Annotated in this window: 12 protein-coding genes; 3 read left to right on the top strand and 9 right to left on the bottom strand. The window is 36.4% G+C overall.

What is annotated here, in order from left to right:
• Positions 1-9 precede the first annotated feature (9 nt).
• Positions 10-441 carry a hypothetical protein gene (locus N2Z72_02780; protein MCX7696602.1) on the top strand — a complete coding sequence of 144 codons (432 nt, stop codon included), beginning with the start codon at positions 10-12 and terminating at the stop codon, positions 439-441.
• On the opposite strand, the gene rocD is transcribed toward N2Z72_02780, so the two are convergent.
• From rocD to N2Z72_02735, 9 genes are read right to left on the bottom strand one after another with little or no spacing between them, the layout of a single operon-like run.
• The gene (gene rocD / locus N2Z72_02775) at positions 438-1,652 is read right to left on the bottom strand and encodes an ornithine--oxo-acid transaminase (protein MCX7696601.1); all 1,215 of its coding nucleotides are present in this window, start codon (positions 1,650-1,652) and stop codon (positions 438-440) included. The genes N2Z72_02780 and rocD overlap by 4 nt on opposite strands.
• 40 nt (positions 1,653-1,692) lie before the next feature.
• A complete protein-coding gene (locus N2Z72_02770; GenBank protein MCX7696600.1) occupies positions 1,693-2,547 on the bottom strand; it encodes a hypothetical protein in 855 nt (284 codons plus the stop codon).
• Positions 2,548-2,550: 3 nt separating this feature from the next.
• On the bottom strand, positions 2,551-4,248 hold the full coding sequence (locus N2Z72_02765) for a S8 family serine peptidase (protein ID MCX7696599.1): 1,698 nt from the start codon (positions 4,246-4,248) through the stop codon (positions 2,551-2,553).
• 4 nt (positions 4,249-4,252) lie between these two features.
• Positions 4,253-4,927: a hypothetical protein gene (locus N2Z72_02760; GenBank protein MCX7696598.1), complete on the bottom strand. Its 675-nt coding sequence runs from the start codon at positions 4,925-4,927 to the stop codon at positions 4,253-4,255.
• Entirely contained in the window at positions 4,917-5,720 is an 804-nt protein-coding gene (locus N2Z72_02755) for a toxin-antitoxin system YwqK family antitoxin (GenBank protein MCX7696597.1), read from the bottom strand. Before N2Z72_02755 ends, N2Z72_02760 begins: the two co-directional genes overlap by 11 nt.
• 2 nt (positions 5,721-5,722) lie before the next feature.
• Complete coding sequence (locus N2Z72_02750) at positions 5,723-6,307, bottom strand: HAD-IIIA family hydrolase (protein ID MCX7696596.1); 585 nt, start codon at positions 6,305-6,307, stop codon at positions 5,723-5,725.
• A gap of 8 nt (positions 6,308-6,315) precedes the next feature.
• Complete coding sequence (locus N2Z72_02745) at positions 6,316-8,688, bottom strand: transglycosylase domain-containing protein (protein MCX7696595.1); 2,373 nt, start codon at positions 8,686-8,688, stop codon at positions 6,316-6,318.
• Positions 8,689-8,695: 7 nt separating this feature from the next.
• The gene (locus tag N2Z72_02740; GenBank protein ID MCX7696594.1) at positions 8,696-9,157 is read right to left on the bottom strand and encodes a gliding motility lipoprotein GldH; all 462 of its coding nucleotides are present in this window, start codon (positions 9,155-9,157) and stop codon (positions 8,696-8,698) included.
• Entirely contained in the window at positions 9,154-10,161 is a 1,008-nt protein-coding gene (locus N2Z72_02735) for a hypothetical protein (GenBank protein ID MCX7696593.1), read from the bottom strand. Before N2Z72_02735 ends, N2Z72_02740 begins: the two co-directional genes overlap by 4 nt.
• Before the next feature lie 199 nt (positions 10,162-10,360).
• Here N2Z72_02735 and N2Z72_02730 point away from each other — a divergent pair, with 199 nt between their 5' ends.
• Positions 10,361-13,360 carry a tetratricopeptide repeat protein gene (locus N2Z72_02730; protein ID MCX7696592.1) on the top strand — a complete coding sequence of 1,000 codons (3,000 nt, stop codon included), beginning with the start codon at positions 10,361-10,363 and terminating at the stop codon, positions 13,358-13,360.
• An 11-nt stretch (positions 13,361-13,371) separates the two neighbouring features.
• A complete protein-coding gene (locus tag N2Z72_02725) occupies positions 13,372-15,045 on the top strand; it encodes a hypothetical protein (GenBank protein ID MCX7696591.1) in 1,674 nt (557 codons plus the stop codon).
• The last annotated feature ends 271 nt before the right edge of the window (positions 15,046-15,316 follow it).

The raw sequence follows: 15,316 nt of genomic DNA, 5'->3' as shown, positions 1-15,316 counted from the left end.
CAACAAAAATTGAACCTAAAAAAAATTTTTTTATTAACATCGTTTTTTGCATTTAGTACATTAACCAATTGTGGCAAAGAGGATGAAATCATCCCTGATGTACCTGTAAACATTCAGCTTGATTTAAACAATACTGTTTACAATGCGTTGAATGCCATAGGAGGCTATGTATACATTACAGGGGGATATAAAGGGATCATTGTCTATAGACTTTCGTATGATGAATTTGTGGCATTTGAACGTGCATGTCCTTATCATCCACAAACTGATTGCGAAAGATTAGTTGTGGATTCTTCGGGACTTTTTATGTACGATCCCGTTTGTGGTTCCTCATTCATCATCACTGACGGATCAAAAATAAACGGGCCTGCTAAGAGACCCGCTAAAAAATATTCTTGTTTGTACGATGGATATTACTACCTCTATATTCGAAATCCTTAATGTAAACACAAGATTGATTTTCGAATGATTTCTGCTGCTTCCAAGATTTGACCTTCAGAAATGATAAGTGGCGGTGCTAAGCGTATAATGTGCTCGTGGGTCGGTTTAGCAAGTAATCCGTTTTCAGCCATTTTGAGACAAACATCCCAAGCTGTTTTTCCTTGGTATGGTTTGATTACTATCGCATTGAGAAGTCCTTTTCCCCGAATGATTTCGAGCATAGGGCTTTCTATTTTCTTAAGTTCATTTCTGAATATTTCACCTAGCCTTGCAGCACGCTCAGCTAAATTTTCTTCTTCAACTACCTGTAAGGCAGCAATAGCAACGCGAGCAGCTACGGGATTTCCACCAAAGGTAGATCCATGTTCACCAGGTTTAATGGTCAACATGATATCATCATTGGCCAGTACTGCTGAAACGGGATAAACACCTCCTCCCAAGGCTTTGCCAAGAATAAGAATATCAGGTTTAACATTCTCATGGTCACATGCTAGCAGCTTACCAGTTCTAGCAATTCCAGTCTGGATTTCATCAGCAATAAAAAGAACGTTGTGTTTTTTGCAAAGATCATAAGCTCCTTTGAGGTAGCCTTCGTCAGGGACCACAACACCAGCCTCACCCTGAATGGGTTCGACTAAAAAACCAGCTACATTGGGGTCTTGCAAAGCTTGCTCTAGGGCATTAAGATCATTATAAGGAATTTGAATAAAACCAGGAGTAAAAGGACCGTAATCTGTATATGCGGAAGGATCGCTAGAAAAACTCACAATCGTTGTAGTACGCCCATGAAAGTTGTTGTTACATACGATGATTTTGGCTTCGTAACGAGGAATTCCCTTTTTTAAATAAGCCCATTTCCTCGTAAGCTTAATAGCAGTTTCTACTCCTTCAGCACCAGTATTCATGGGCAAAACCTTATCGTAACCAAACATCTCAGTAACAAACTTCTCAAAAACCCCTAATGAATCATTGTAAAAAGCTCTTGATGTCAAGGAAAGTTTTCTTACCTGATCCACCAAAGCCCCGACAATTTTGGGATGACAATGCCCTTGATTAACGGCTGAGTAAGCAGACAAAAAATCAAAATATTTCTTGCCTTCCACATCCCAGAGATATACCCCTTCCCCTCTTTCAAGTACGACCGGTAAGGGATGATAATTGTGAGCACCGTACCTAAATTCTAGTTCCATTAATTCTTGTGATCTTGTCATAATCAAATATTTTTGTTTGTTACAAAACTATAAATTTTTTTTACTCATAATGTTGCATGGGATAGTTATTAAGGTAATATTCATATAAACCCTCTATTGGACTAGCTTGTATGGAAATAATGTCGAGGTTATAATGCTTGGCCCAATAATAAATATTACTTTCATTGATTTTAGCTATTGATCCAGCAAAACCTAATGGCAAAATAGGCTCAATCGGAAGAACAAAAGTTTCAAAAAAGATTCGAGCCGACTGAGATAAAATTTTCTCTATAAATTCATCTTTAATTTGGATGAATTTTTCTGTAACAGAAGAAAGAAACAAATTGGCAGAAGGATTTTGGTAGACGTTTTTGTAAACAAAATCCAGATCCCCAGAAAAATATTGCTCAAAAATGGTTCTCAAATAATGTGGCATGGTTTTCCTAAAGTAATGGGAAACTATTTGCCTACCTATCCATGAAGCACTGCCTTCGTCGCCAAGGATATACCCCAAAGAAGGAATTTGTGAAATGATCCTATCCCCATTCCATACACCTGCATTACTTCCGGTACCAATAATACAAATCAATCCTTCCTTGTTTCCTAGAATTCCACGAGCAGCTCCCTCCAAGTCACTACCTACATATACGTATGCGTTTGGGAAAAAAAGGCTAACTGCATCGTATACTTTTGTTTGTAAAGCAGGTGTCGCACAACCTGCACAATAAAAGTAAACTCTTTCAATTTTTTCAGTATTTACAAAAGGGAGGATGTTCTTTTCAATTTCGCTTTCTATACTTCTTACATTCATGAAAAGTGGATGTATGCCAGAAGAAATTTGGTCTAAGAAAATATGTTTGTTATCAAAAATGCGCCATGCTGTTTTGGTAGCACCAGCATCTGCAATAAGTATCATATGTTATTTTTTAATTAGCTTTGTTTCAGCCAAACGATACGAATCAGATACTTTAAGGAAATAAGTGCCCGCACGATTGAGTTTTCTGTTGTTTAAAAAAGTTAAATAATAATAATTATAACCTACAATGGTTTTAAAAGTGGTCTGAAATACGACCTTACCCTGAGAATTCAATATTTGCACGTCCAAATCAGCTTTTTTATTAGAGTAAACGATCAAATTAATTTCTTCATCAAAAGGGTTGGGGTACGCAAAAACAGCTAGTTTTTCACTGGTAAGAGAGAAATCTTGCCCACCAAGTAATAAGGAAGCAATTGCTAAATTAGGTATTCCATAGCCATAATCATTATCTGGGTTAGTGTATTTATGGGCAGATTTAATCACGACATCGATCATATCAGTATTTCTTTTTTCAGGGAAACCTTGCCACAAGCAAGCCACTGCCCCAGCAAGAATGGGAGATGAAAACGAAGTTCCACTTCCTTGTTCAACGTCATCTGAGGCAGTAACAGCATAAACCATGTGCCCTGGGGCACAAACTGTTGGTTTAATCCGGCCGTCGTATGTCGGCCCTCGTGACGAAAAATAAGCCAAAACCCCATTTAAGTCGACTGCACCAACACTAATAATACTATCAGCATCAGCAGGAGCACCTATATAGTACCATTCATTATTACCACTATTACCAGCCGAATTAAAAACAAGTATGCCTTTACTTGCAGCTATATCTGCAGCTTGTGTTACCAGAGTTGTATTCCCATCCATGTCTTGATAAGTATGATCTTGCAGACTATCATCAAAAGTAGTGTATCCTAAAGAAGAATTAATAATATCGGCTCCCACACTGTCTGCAAATTCTGCAGCAGCAACCCAATTGTCTTCCTCGATCAGGTATTCGGAATTAGCATCTTCAGACCGCAGCAACCAATAACTTGCATGCGGTGCTGTACCTATCAATTTTCCTGGCACGTTACCAGCCATGAGAGATAATACTGCCATGCCATGGGTACTTTGAGCAAAAACATCCCCCCCGGGATTGACAAAATCCTTTGTCCCTAATAGCCTACCACTGTTTCTTAAGCTATCAAAAATAGTTAATTCGTTGACTTTAAAAAAGCCAGCATCCAAGACAGCTATAACCATACCTTTTCCGGTAAAACCATTCCCATGTAAATAATCAACAGCAAGTAAAGCATTCTGAGTGAAAGCAAAGCCATAATCATAATTGATCCGAGCTTCATTTTGTTCGCTAGCGAAAAGAGAAGCTTCATAGACCGTTGTGGCCCAATGATCAAGTATTACACTCTGTGAGCCACGTCGCTTGTTGTTTTTTACAGGATTCTGAGGTTTAAGAAAGGTAATCGACTGGACGAACGTCTTCTGGCGAATCTGGGAGAGCAAGTTGGTATCTGGTACAAAGAAAACAGCTGAATTGAACCACTTACTTTTGTTATGTAGAATCGCACCTAGTTGCTGAATTTCCGTAATATAAGACGGTACAATAGGTAAATCCCGATGATCTATTGGGATATTAAATTTTTGACGCCGTGCTATTGCTCTCTGAGACAAAAATTGTTCAGGGTGACTCAAAGAATAGGGAGTGTTATTTTTATCTTTAAAAACAACACGATAGTATCCACCTGATTGAGTAAATACTTGTAAAAAGAAAAATAATAATGTAACTAAAAAATTTGTTTTCATATGATTAAATTTTCCACTGGATTATTTTCCAACTATAATGTAGACCTTTTTTGATCTGACCAGTTGTCAGCTCTTTACCAACGTCTTTATAATTTTTATAAATTAGACCTACTCCTCTAGCATAGACTTCAAATTGATCTTTTTCTTCGAGGAGATTTTGTATTTTGTTTTGTACTACAACAACAGTCGAATCAAAAGATAACACACTATCTATAGCATAGAATTTATCAACGTTTTTATAATAATATTTTTGCTCGTTCATGGAGTTCATGGCATTACCATCCCAGCTTTCATTTTCTCTGACTGGAAAGATAAGACGTATAAATCGTATGTTTTCCTCGATTTTCTCCACATGCATGGAATTTTTATGGACATACCATACGTCTCTCAAGACCCAATCGGACGAATCATTCCATTTTACGTACCTTTCAAGACGCAAGTTTCTACGACCTTCCTCATCGATAAATTCACTTTCAAAAACTTCCTTCAGCAAGAAATGAAATGTATCAGAAATACCCGTGAAATCATCGTAAAATATCGAATCTACTTCATATATTACCCATGAACCTACCCTATAGGGGTAAAAATCATAACCCACATCGACTTTATCATCGGATTGTTTGCTACAAGAAAAAAACAAGGTCGAGAATAGAAAAATAACAAAAATCTTATTCTTCATCTTCTATTTTTTGATTCTTTTTTTCTTCACGTTCTTTTCTTGCTTTAAGATCAAGTTCTGAATCTATTTGCTGCAATACTTCCGGGTCTTTATCTTTCTGATAAACATGTTTTTTAACGAGATCACTTTGATGATAATAAGCTTCAAGAATGATTTTTCCATCTTTATCGTAAAGCTTCCACCAACCTTCGCGCAAATCATCTTTATATGCTCCTGATGCGCTTAATTGACCATTGTAATAATAAAACACAAAATCACCTTGTCGCATATTTTTTGAAAAATTGCCTTTATAATGAATGTTACCATTGTCATAATATCTAATGTATTCACCCTCTAGCGTATCATTTACGTAATGTTCAATATTAGCTATGGTTCCGTCTGGAAAATAATAAACAGCACGCCCATTTTTTTTACCGTTTTTATATTCTATCTCGCTCGCTAGCTTATTTTCTTCGGTATAGTATTTCCAGAGGCCTTCCTTATTCATACGAACATACATTCCCTCGCTTAATATAGTACCTGATGGACTGTAGAAAGTTGCTTTTGCTTTTTTTCCACTATCTGAATAGATCATAACAGACTTAATTTTTCCCGTCGGGTAAAAATAAAGAAACGTGTCCACAGGAATTCCATGAATAAATTTTCCCTTATAAACTATTTTATCGTTTTTTTTCTTTTCCCAATAACCATGTTTCCGACCTTGCTTATCGTAAGTGTTAATATTTACAATTGTTTGACTCATGCACAAAATACCCAAAAAATAAGTAAACAATAGAACAAACCATTGTTTCATATCTATCTTTTTACAGCCCATTTTACTTCTTTCACAAAACTATACAAATCCGGATAATACAAGTCATAAAGATGTCGTGATAGTTCAATTTCGTGAGGATTTCCTATAAAAACAGCCTTCATCTTCGCGTTTCGAGCAAATTGCATATCTTCTTTGGTATCTCCAACCATGATTGAACGAGAAAACTGAATATCTCGAAAATCTTTTTTGGCTCGATATGCCATACCTGGTTCTGGCTTTCTATAAAGACTTTGTTCCTCGACCAAGTGTGTGCAGTAATAGATCTTAGTGATTTTGCCCCCATGTTGTTCGATCTTATCAATCATATAAGAATGTATAACCTCTAAGTCTTGTTCTGTCATCAGCTTTTTACCCACTCCTTGTTGATTAGTCACTACAATGATTTTATCGAAAATACTAGATGCTAAATTTAATGCTTCAAATACATTAGGAAGAAATTCAAATTGATCAGGAACTACAACATATCCTCCAATTATTCTTCGATTAATAACACCATCTCTATCAAGAAATAAAGTCCATTCTCGCGTGATATTCCATGAAATCAATATGTCAAGTTGGGCAGGCATTTGATGAGTTATTGAAAAATATCCTTACTTTTATTTTTGTTTGGCTTTTCGGGGCTTTTTTTCTCGGAAACACAATCTAAATCAACTCGAAGTCTTGCTGGTTTTTCAAAATCTGAAGTTGGTATGTTAAGAGAACGATCGTTGTATACTTTTTTCATAAATATTGCCCATACTGGCAAAGCCATATTGGCTCCTTGTCCGAGAGCGGTACTCAAAAAATGAATTTGCATGTCTTCGCCTCCAACCCAACATCCAGCCACCAATCCAGGTGTAATACCCATAAACCATCCATCGCTGTTGTTGTCAGTTGTACCTGTTTTTCCAGCGACAGGATATTTAATCCCATACACTGTTCGTATGCGTCCACCAGTTCCATAATCAACCACACCTTTCATAAGCTCTACCATCATATAAGCAGTTTCTTCACTCATTGCTTCAGTATGCTTTGGTCTAAACTCAGCCAATACATTACCAAATTTATCTTCAATACGAGTAACAATTATAGGTTCAGTATAAATTCCTCTGTTAGCATAGGTCGTCTGAGCTGAAACCATCTCATACAAGGTTAATTCAGGAACTCCCAGGCAAATTGCGTAAACAGGAGGAATATAGCTTTTGATTCCCATTTTGCGAGCAAGGCGTATAACAGCTTCTGGACTTGTGTTTTTCATGAGGTATGCCGAAACCCAATTGATAGAACCTGCTAACGCATATCTGAGGTCAACGATTTCACCCTCTTTGACTTCTCCTGAGTTTTTAGGAGTCCATGTTTCACCATTACCAAGATCTATCGTAACAGGAAGTAAAGGAACACGACTACACGGATTGAATTGTCCATCGGCAAAAACAGTAGCATAAACAAATGGTTTAAATGTTGAGCCAACTTGTCGCCTACTTTTGGTTACATGATCATACTTGAAGTATTTATAATTCAGACCTCCTACATAAGCTTTAACATGGCCTGTTTGAGGTTCTATGGCAAGAAAACCGGCTCTCAGAAACCATTTATAGTATTTTATAGAATCGAGTGGGGACATCGTCGTATCTTTCTCGCCTCGCCAAGAAAAAACACGCATGGGAATTGGAGTAAGAAAAGCCGAATCAATCTGTTCATCAGTATACCCATCTCTTTTCATAGATAAGTAACGATCGGATCGTTTTTTAGAGAGTTCAATTAATTTTTCGACATCTTTTTTATTCAAAGCACCAGTAAAAGGAGCATAAGGATGACGTGAAATTTCTCTGACAAACTGATTTTGAAGTGTTTTGCCTAAGTGTTCTGCGATAGCTTCTTCAGCATATTTTTGCATACGTGTGTCAATAGTAGTGTAAATCCTCAAACCATCAGTATAAAGATTGTAAGGAGAACCATCAGGTTTTTTGTTTTTATTGCACCAACCATACAGTGGATTCTCTTCCCATTCTTTCAGGGCAAGCTGATAATCATAGTCATTGGTAAACTCTTCCCGTTTTGGCTCGTTAGCTGTCATTAAAATACGTAAGTATTCTCTGAAATAAGGCGCAATCCCCGTTCGATGATCCTGAATCTGAAATTTTCTCGTATCCAAAAGTGGCAATTTATTCAGTGAATCAAATTGCTGCTTTGTGATAAAACCATATTTTTCCATTTGGCGTAAGACAACAGCACGACGTTTTCTAGCATTTTCAGGATTACGAATAGGATTATAGCGTGAAGGAGCTTGAAGCATACCAATAAGCAAAGCACTTTCTTCAATAGAGAGGTCCTTAGGTTCTTTATTAAAATAAGTTTTAGCTGCCGACTTGATTCCAAAACTTTGATTGCCAAAATCCACAGTATTCAGATACATTGCAATAATTTCCTCTTTGGTATAGTTTCTCTCAAGTTTTATAGCTGTCATCCATTCACGGAATTTAATGGTTACAAGCTCCAGAAAAGATATATCATCGGGTCTTTTGAAAAGGTTTTTTGCTAATTGTTGAGAAATGGTGCTTCCACCACCACTACTTTCTTTTCCCCCAATAAATGTTTTAAATATTACTCTCATCAAACCCCTCACATCAATGCCTGCATGTCGATGGAACCTAATATCTTCTGTAGCTATAAGAGCCTGTACTAAATATGGACTCAAATCTTTGTATTCACAATTGGATCTATTCTCTACATAGAATTTTCCCATCAAAACACCATTGGAACTATATATTTCACTAGCAAGGTTGGTTTCGGGATTTTCCAACTGTCTGAAGGAAGGTATGGGTCCAAGAAGTCCAAAATAAACACCAATAAAAAAAAGAATGAATAAACCAAAACCCACAAAGTATATCAACCACAAAAGTCTTAGTCTTTTTTTGTCATGTTCCGGTATGTTCCTCCATAAAAAATCATGCATATTTAATTTCATAAATTTTTTATTTATATGGCACTGGTACAAGTTTTATTCCAAATGAATGAATTCCGTTCAAAATCGTATCCCGCATGGCGTGGACAAATTCAAAGGAATAAACGCCAGCCTTCTCGAAACGAACTTTTCGGCTGATCAATATTTCGTTATCATAAAATTTACCATTCTTCCTGCCTATCCATTTGCCCTGTTCATCGGCAAGAATAAAATTAACTGTATCGCATTTAATCACTTCGCCAGGGTAAAGACTTGTCACAAAACAATATAAATTCTGGTAAGGATACTCGTTGGTATGACGAATCAAAACATAAAAATCATAGAGTTGTACTGTATCATTTATCGTAAAATTAAACTTAGCGATGCTATCCATGTGCCATTGCAGTTCAGAGAAAGCTTTCATTTCTTGAAAAAATGGCCTCTTACATGAAACGATGAAAATAAGAATGAATATCGTGATGACATTTTTCATTCGTCTTCCATTTTTGAAATGTCTTCCTTGGAATCAGAGATGACTTGTTCATATGTGCTTTCAAGGGCAACGGAAAACTCTTCGAGGTTATCAACCAAGATGTTTTTCTTGTTCATTTCTTGAATCTTCACAACATTCTCCACGGGGATAGCCATTAAGTTTTGAGGTTCATTCTCATAAGCATAATACATGGTTTGTTTAAAGATATTGCTTTTCACGTATACGGCTTTGCCTTTATGAGTGAGTAGAGGTATGGTTGAGTCCGGAAATTCGGAGAGTATTTGTTTGTATACATCAACTTCGTAGTTCATACAGCATTTGAGCTTACCACATAGGCCAGCAATTTTGTTTGGATTTAAGGAAAGTTGCTGAATTTTTAAAGACTGAGTAGTAACTGAATTGAAAAAAGCCATATATGTTGAGCAACACAATTCTCTACCACAAGGTCCTATTCCTCCTAATTTAGCAGTCTCTTGGCGCACGCCTATTTGACGCATTTCGACTCTGATCTTAAACTCGTCAGCAAGAATTTTGATAAGTTCTCTAAAATCTACCCTGCCTTCGGCTGTATAATAAAATGTGGCTTTCGTACCGTCACCTTGAAATTCAACGTCATTGAGCTTCATATCCAACTTCAACTCATCAATAATTTTTCTCGTACGAAAATAAGTAGGTCTTTCTCTATGAATGACTTGAAACCATTTCTCTATATCTTGCTTACGAGCTTTTCTATAGACTTTCTTTATCTCTTTATTCTCATATAGTTGTTTTTTTCTTTGCCATTGCCTTAAAACCAAGGGTCCGGTAAGTGAAACAATGCCCAAATCATGACCTGGATTGGCTTCTACGGCGACTATATCGCCTTCTTTCAAAGCTATATCTGAGCAGACATGAAAGAATTCCTTATGGGAATTCTTAAAACGAATCTCGACTAAGGATGTCTGGTGAGCTTCGCCCGGATCTGAGATACGAGAAAAAAAATCGGTAGTTAGCAGTTTTGGCATCATTGGACAATAAAACAGTTCGTATTCTCCATCCGAATTTTTACGAACACAAAAACCCCTTGCCTTGAAGTCGTCAATAGCGTATGATTCTATTTTCATCTTTTTTCCCTTCCATTTGCAAATTTACATTAAACTCTAATATGACAATTCTCGCGATAAATTTAAAAAGTACTAATTTTACTACCCAAATACATGTGGCATGAAAAAAAGCTTTTTTTTGACTCTATGTTTGATTACAACTTATTTTTCTTATTGTCAATGGTTATATTCTGAACAATCATCATCTTCATCTCTTCTCAAAATCTTCGATTTGGAAAATAAAAACAAGTTTTCTTTTTTAAGAAATCCCCTCGTTATTTCACCGAATCAAAGCAACATGCTTTTAGAACAGAAAATTGCTTTCCTAGAAGCTCGTTCTGCTTATGAATTATTAAATAATGATGCTATTTACCTTCTCAAAAGTTTCATCCAGAGTTACCCCGTAAGCATGCATTTGAATTACGCTTTTTATTATTTGGGTCAGCTATATTATCGTGAGAAAAAATGGAAAGATGCAGTAACTGCTTACGAAAAATGTGATGTTCAAAAAATGAATGAAGACGAGAAACTTACTACTCATTTCAAGGCAGGATATGCCTATTTTAATCTCAATCAATATGATCAAGCAAGAACACGTTTCTTAGCCGTAAAAGATATTCCATCTCCCTATCAAAACCATTCCATCTACTTTTACAGCCACATTCAGTTTACAGAGAACAAACATGAAACAGCTCTTCAAGGATTTCTCCAACTTACTCGCGACAGCTTTTATGCCAACATAGTTCCATTCTACATTAGTCAGATTTACTTTTATCAGAAAAGATACGACGATCTTATCAATTATGCTTCTCCTCTTTTTGAAAAATTATCCTCAAAACGCAAAGACGAAATTGCTAAAATGCTCATGTATGCTTGGTATCAAAAAGGAAAATATAGTGATGCTTTGAATTATGCTCATTTTATTGATCAAAATAAAAGCAAGCTCAATCCCAATGAAACATATTTAGAAGGATATATTTTCTATGCTAATCAGAATTATCCTAAGGCTATAGAATATTTTACAAAAATTTCTAAAGAAAATGATTCTCTTTATCAGCAAGCTAATTATCATTTAGGTTTTTGTTATGTTCAGACCAATCAAAAAAAATTTGCTTTAAACAGTTTTTATGAAGCCTACCAGTTTGGAAAAGATTCTTTGGTTCGGGAAGATGCTTTGTTTCACTTTGTAAAACTATCTTATGAACTAGATTATTATCCGTTTAACAATGCCATGAAAGCTTTAGAGTCGTACCTCAGCAATTATCCTACCTCGCCACGAGCCGAAGAAGCTCGAACATGGCTCGCCAAAATCCTTATGTCCACTGGAGATTACGCTGAGGCTGTTCAACAAATTAAAAAAATCAAGACACGCACGCCAGAAATGTCGCTTGCCTATCAAAAAGCTAATTTATACCTTGCTTTCCAATACTACAATCAACAAGATTATAATAAAGCAAAATCTATGTTCTTTGAAGTTTTGAAAAACAATTTTGACAGAAGCTTATATGCAAGAGCCTTGTTTTGGATAGGTGAAGTTTATTTTATTCAAAATGACTTCGACTCCGCAAAATATTTCTACACGCAATTCATCCAATACCCTCCATCCGAAAAAACACCTGAGTACGCACGTGGTTGGTATGGTTTGGGATATGTCTTGTTGAAACAGAAAAAATATGAAGAGGCGGCCAATGCCTTCAATCGTTTTTTACAAATAGCTAAAGGAGAAACACCTGTTGTGCTCACAGACGCTCAGCTGCGGCTTGCAGATTGTTATTTTAAACAAAAAAAATATCAACAAGCCAAAGAACTTTACGAATCGGCATACAAAAAAAAGTTAGAACAAACCGATTATGCTCTCTATCAGTTAGCAATGATCGATGGTGCTCAGAACAATACTCAGGGAAAGATCAATTCCATGAATCTGTTGATCGAAAAGTATCCTAAATCGAACCTTAGACCTTTGGCCATCTACGAAGTTGCTATTACCTACGAATTGTTAAATCAAAACGACAAAGCCATACAATATTATCAAAAACTTATTCAAGATTATCCCGATCATGCCATCAAATTGACAGCATTGGTCAAGTTGGGAAGTTTATATAGAAACATTCATCAACGTGAAAAAGCCATTGAGATTTTTAAGCAAATTATCGAGGAATATCCCTCCACCGACGAATCTCGTCAGGCATGGGTCATCCTCAAAAATATCTACACCGAAATGGATCAGCTCGATGCCTTTTTCGACTATGTAAGCCATCAAGGTAAAAGCATCAGTGAGCAAGAAAAAGACAGTCTAATTTATCAAGCAGCAGAAAACAAATTCATGGATGGTGATTGTAATGGGGCCATACAAGGATTTACGTCTTATTTAAACCAATATCCACAGGGTAGTTACGCCATCCAAGCGCATTTTTACAGAGCTGAATGCCTCTACGGACAAAAGAAATTTCAGGATGCCCTGAAAGATTATGAGAGTGTTCTTCAGTTTCCTCTGAGTAATTTTCAGGAATCGGCCCTACTGAAAGCCGCCCGCATCCACTTCAATTTAGCCAATTTTGCTAAAGCCAACGAATATTACACAGCACTAGAGAAAATCACTACCTCACAACAAATTATTCAAGAATGCCAAAAAAACATTCTTCACGGGTTATTTGCACTTAATCAATTTGAAGCATCTATTCAGTTAGCTCAACGAATAATTCAAACTGCCCAACTTTCTGAAACAGATTTGCAACAAACTAAAATCACCCTTGCAAGAGCTTACATTGAAATCGATCGTTATGGCGATGCAAAGCAAGTTTTACAGCCTCTAACTAAACTAAAAGCTTCAGAAACAGGTGCTATGGCAACATACTACTTGGCTTATATTTATTATAAAGAAAATAAGTATACGGATGCTGAAAATACTGTTTTTGACCTGATTAATAAATATGCCAGTTACGAAGATTGGGTAGCTCGGGCCTTTATCTTGTTGGGAGACGTCTATACTGCGACGGGAAATTACTATCAAGCCAAATTTGCTCTTCAGAGTGTCATCGATAATTATCAAGGCGAAGACCTCGTCAATGAAGCACGTGAAAAATTAAAAAACGTCATTGAGATCGAACAAAGTCAAAAATAATTCTTATGGTCATGAAAAAAATTGTTTTTGTTTTCCTTACCGTTTTCGGATCTCTCGTGTTAGCTCAAAATATTTCCAAAGATTCAGCGGATTTTTTTAAGGCCAACGTTACCGTTATTGGTTCGTATGAACCCAAACTGATGGATTTTAGCAAAAAAAATTTTTCTCCTGTTATTGTTCCAGACACATTGTCAAAGCCGTCTTTTTCTTACCAAATTAACTCCAAAAGAATCCCTCTCTCGATACAGCTTTCTCCTATTTCTCCTGCCAAACTCAGCGGCGAACAATTCATTGAATTAAAAAACAATTATCTTGTGGCCGGGGTTGGTATCAGAAAACATTTTTTTGGTGAGCTATTTTTGGGCACCGGCAGAAACAAAAACAAAACAGCAGGTTTACACTTGCAAAATCTTTCAACCTTTGGTAAAATCGAAAATTTTGCATACCCGGGCAGAACTCATACCCAGGTAGACGCCTTTTATAACCATTACTGGAAAAATTTTGCCATAAAAATTAGTCCCTTCTATTGTTTCGACCAATTGCATTGGTATGGATTTCGAACTCATAACTTCGAAGATACGATAAGTTCGTCAGAAATTCGGCAATATTATCACAAACCAGGTTTAACCATTTCGACCTACAATACTCCCATAGATTCAACCCAATGGATGTGGCAAACCAAGCTCAGTTACGACTATTTGATGGATAAGTATAGCTATGATGAGCATTTGATCTCGGGTCAAATTCAGATCAAGAAAGATTTGCATCTCATTAAGCAAATCAACAAAGAAAAGCTTTCGCTGACTTTACGAGGGCATTCTTGGTTGCAAAATTATCCCACTGGAGGAACTCATGCAAGTCTCGTAGAAATCATTCCAACTTATGAGTTGGATTTCAAGCAATTTACTCTTGCTGGTTTACTCAATACAACTCTACAACTTGATTCAGTCGGTGAAACATATTTTTTCCCTGGGTTCATCTTACATGTCACCTTATTTCCCGAAGTCATTTCGATTTATGGGGGAATGGACGGAAGCATGAATTACGCATCTAAGCATTATTTGGTGGATATAAATCCTTTTGTTTCTTATCGGGCAAAACATAAATTTGCGAAAACACCTGAACACTACTACGGTGGTGTAGTTGGAAACATAGCTCACAGATGGAATCACAATCTTTCTGTTCATTTCCGAAATATTCATTACCATCCACTGTTCGTGCCTGATACTTTTTCGCCTCCTTATAGTTCATTTCTGGTCGTTTACGATTCTATTCGTTGGTTGCAGGTGATTTTCGAGCAACAAATGGTCATTCAACATCGTTTCAAAACAGGCATGACGGTCGTATTTAACGAAGCGCAAACCGTACGTCAACAGAAAGCATGGTATATTCCACGCTGGGAAATAGATGCTTTTCTCCAATACAATTTACAAAACAAGATTTTGATTACTCCGCAGATGACTTTCAAGTTAAAACGTTCGGCCCTTCGTTATTTACCGCCTAATTTTCAGACCATATCTCTCTCCGACGCCTATGATTTGAATCTTTTCATAGAGTATATCTATTCCTCCAATCTGTCTTTTTTCATGAATTTCTACAACATTCTTAATCAGCAGTACAGAGTATGGGATAATTATCCTGTGTATGGTTTTCGACTGCTGGGTGGCATAAAATATTCGTTCTAAAGTTCACCTTTCCGGATAAGTTATGTATGAGTTTGGCCATAGAGATTGAACGTAGCTATAAAATAAATTGCTTACATCTTAGGCTCACATAACAAGAAAGGATCCGATGCAGCAGAGTTTCAGAATGAGGTGTTGAATTTTCTGTTGCAGATAATTTATAGCTTTATTAAGTTCAAAACTAGCTCAGTCAATGGTCAATGAATCTTTTCATTTTGTCTAATTTTTATCTCATGCAAAAGGCAATAATAATATTATTTGTTATGCTTCCATT

The sequence above is a fragment of the Bacteroidales bacterium genome (genome assembly GCA_026418905.1).
In the GTDB taxonomy this organism is placed as follows: domain Bacteria; phylum Bacteroidota; class Bacteroidia; order Bacteroidales; family DTU049; genus JAOAAK01.
The sequence above is the reverse complement of the archived record's forward strand: the minus strand, read 5'-3'. Positions and strand labels throughout refer to the sequence as shown.

Bases quoted from the DNA above. Each gene is read 5' to 3' on its own strand.
- N2Z72_02750 (MCX7696596.1), bottom strand. From the start codon at position 6,307: ATGCCTGCCCAACTTGACATATTGATTTCATGGAATATCACGCGAGAA.
- rocD (MCX7696601.1), bottom strand. From the start codon at position 1,652: ATGACAAGATCACAAGAATTAATGGAACTAGAATTTAGGTACGGTGCT.
- N2Z72_02740 (MCX7696594.1), bottom strand. From the start codon at position 9,157: ATGAAAAATGTCATCACGATATTCATTCTTATTTTCATCGTTTCATGT.
- N2Z72_02730 (MCX7696592.1), top strand. From the start codon at position 10,361: ATGAAAAAAAGCTTTTTTTTGACTCTATGTTTGATTACAACTTATTTT.
- N2Z72_02760 (MCX7696598.1), bottom strand. From the start codon at position 4,927: ATGAAGAATAAGATTTTTGTTATTTTTCTATTCTCGACCTTGTTTTTT.
- N2Z72_02755 (MCX7696597.1), bottom strand. From the start codon at position 5,720: ATGAAACAATGGTTTGTTCTATTGTTTACTTATTTTTTGGGTATTTTG.
- N2Z72_02745 (MCX7696595.1), bottom strand. From the start codon at position 8,688: ATGAAATTAAATATGCATGATTTTTTATGGAGGAACATACCGGAACAT.
- N2Z72_02765 (MCX7696599.1), bottom strand. From the start codon at position 4,248: ATGAAAACAAATTTTTTAGTTACATTATTATTTTTCTTTTTACAAGTA.
- N2Z72_02735 (MCX7696593.1), bottom strand. From the start codon at position 10,161: ATGCCAAAACTGCTAACTACCGATTTTTTTTCTCGTATCTCAGATCCG.
- N2Z72_02725 (MCX7696591.1), top strand. From the start codon at position 13,372: ATGAAAAAAATTGTTTTTGTTTTCCTTACCGTTTTCGGATCTCTCGTG.
- N2Z72_02770 (MCX7696600.1), bottom strand. From the start codon at position 2,547: ATGATACTTATTGCAGATGCTGGTGCTACCAAAACAGCATGGCGCATT.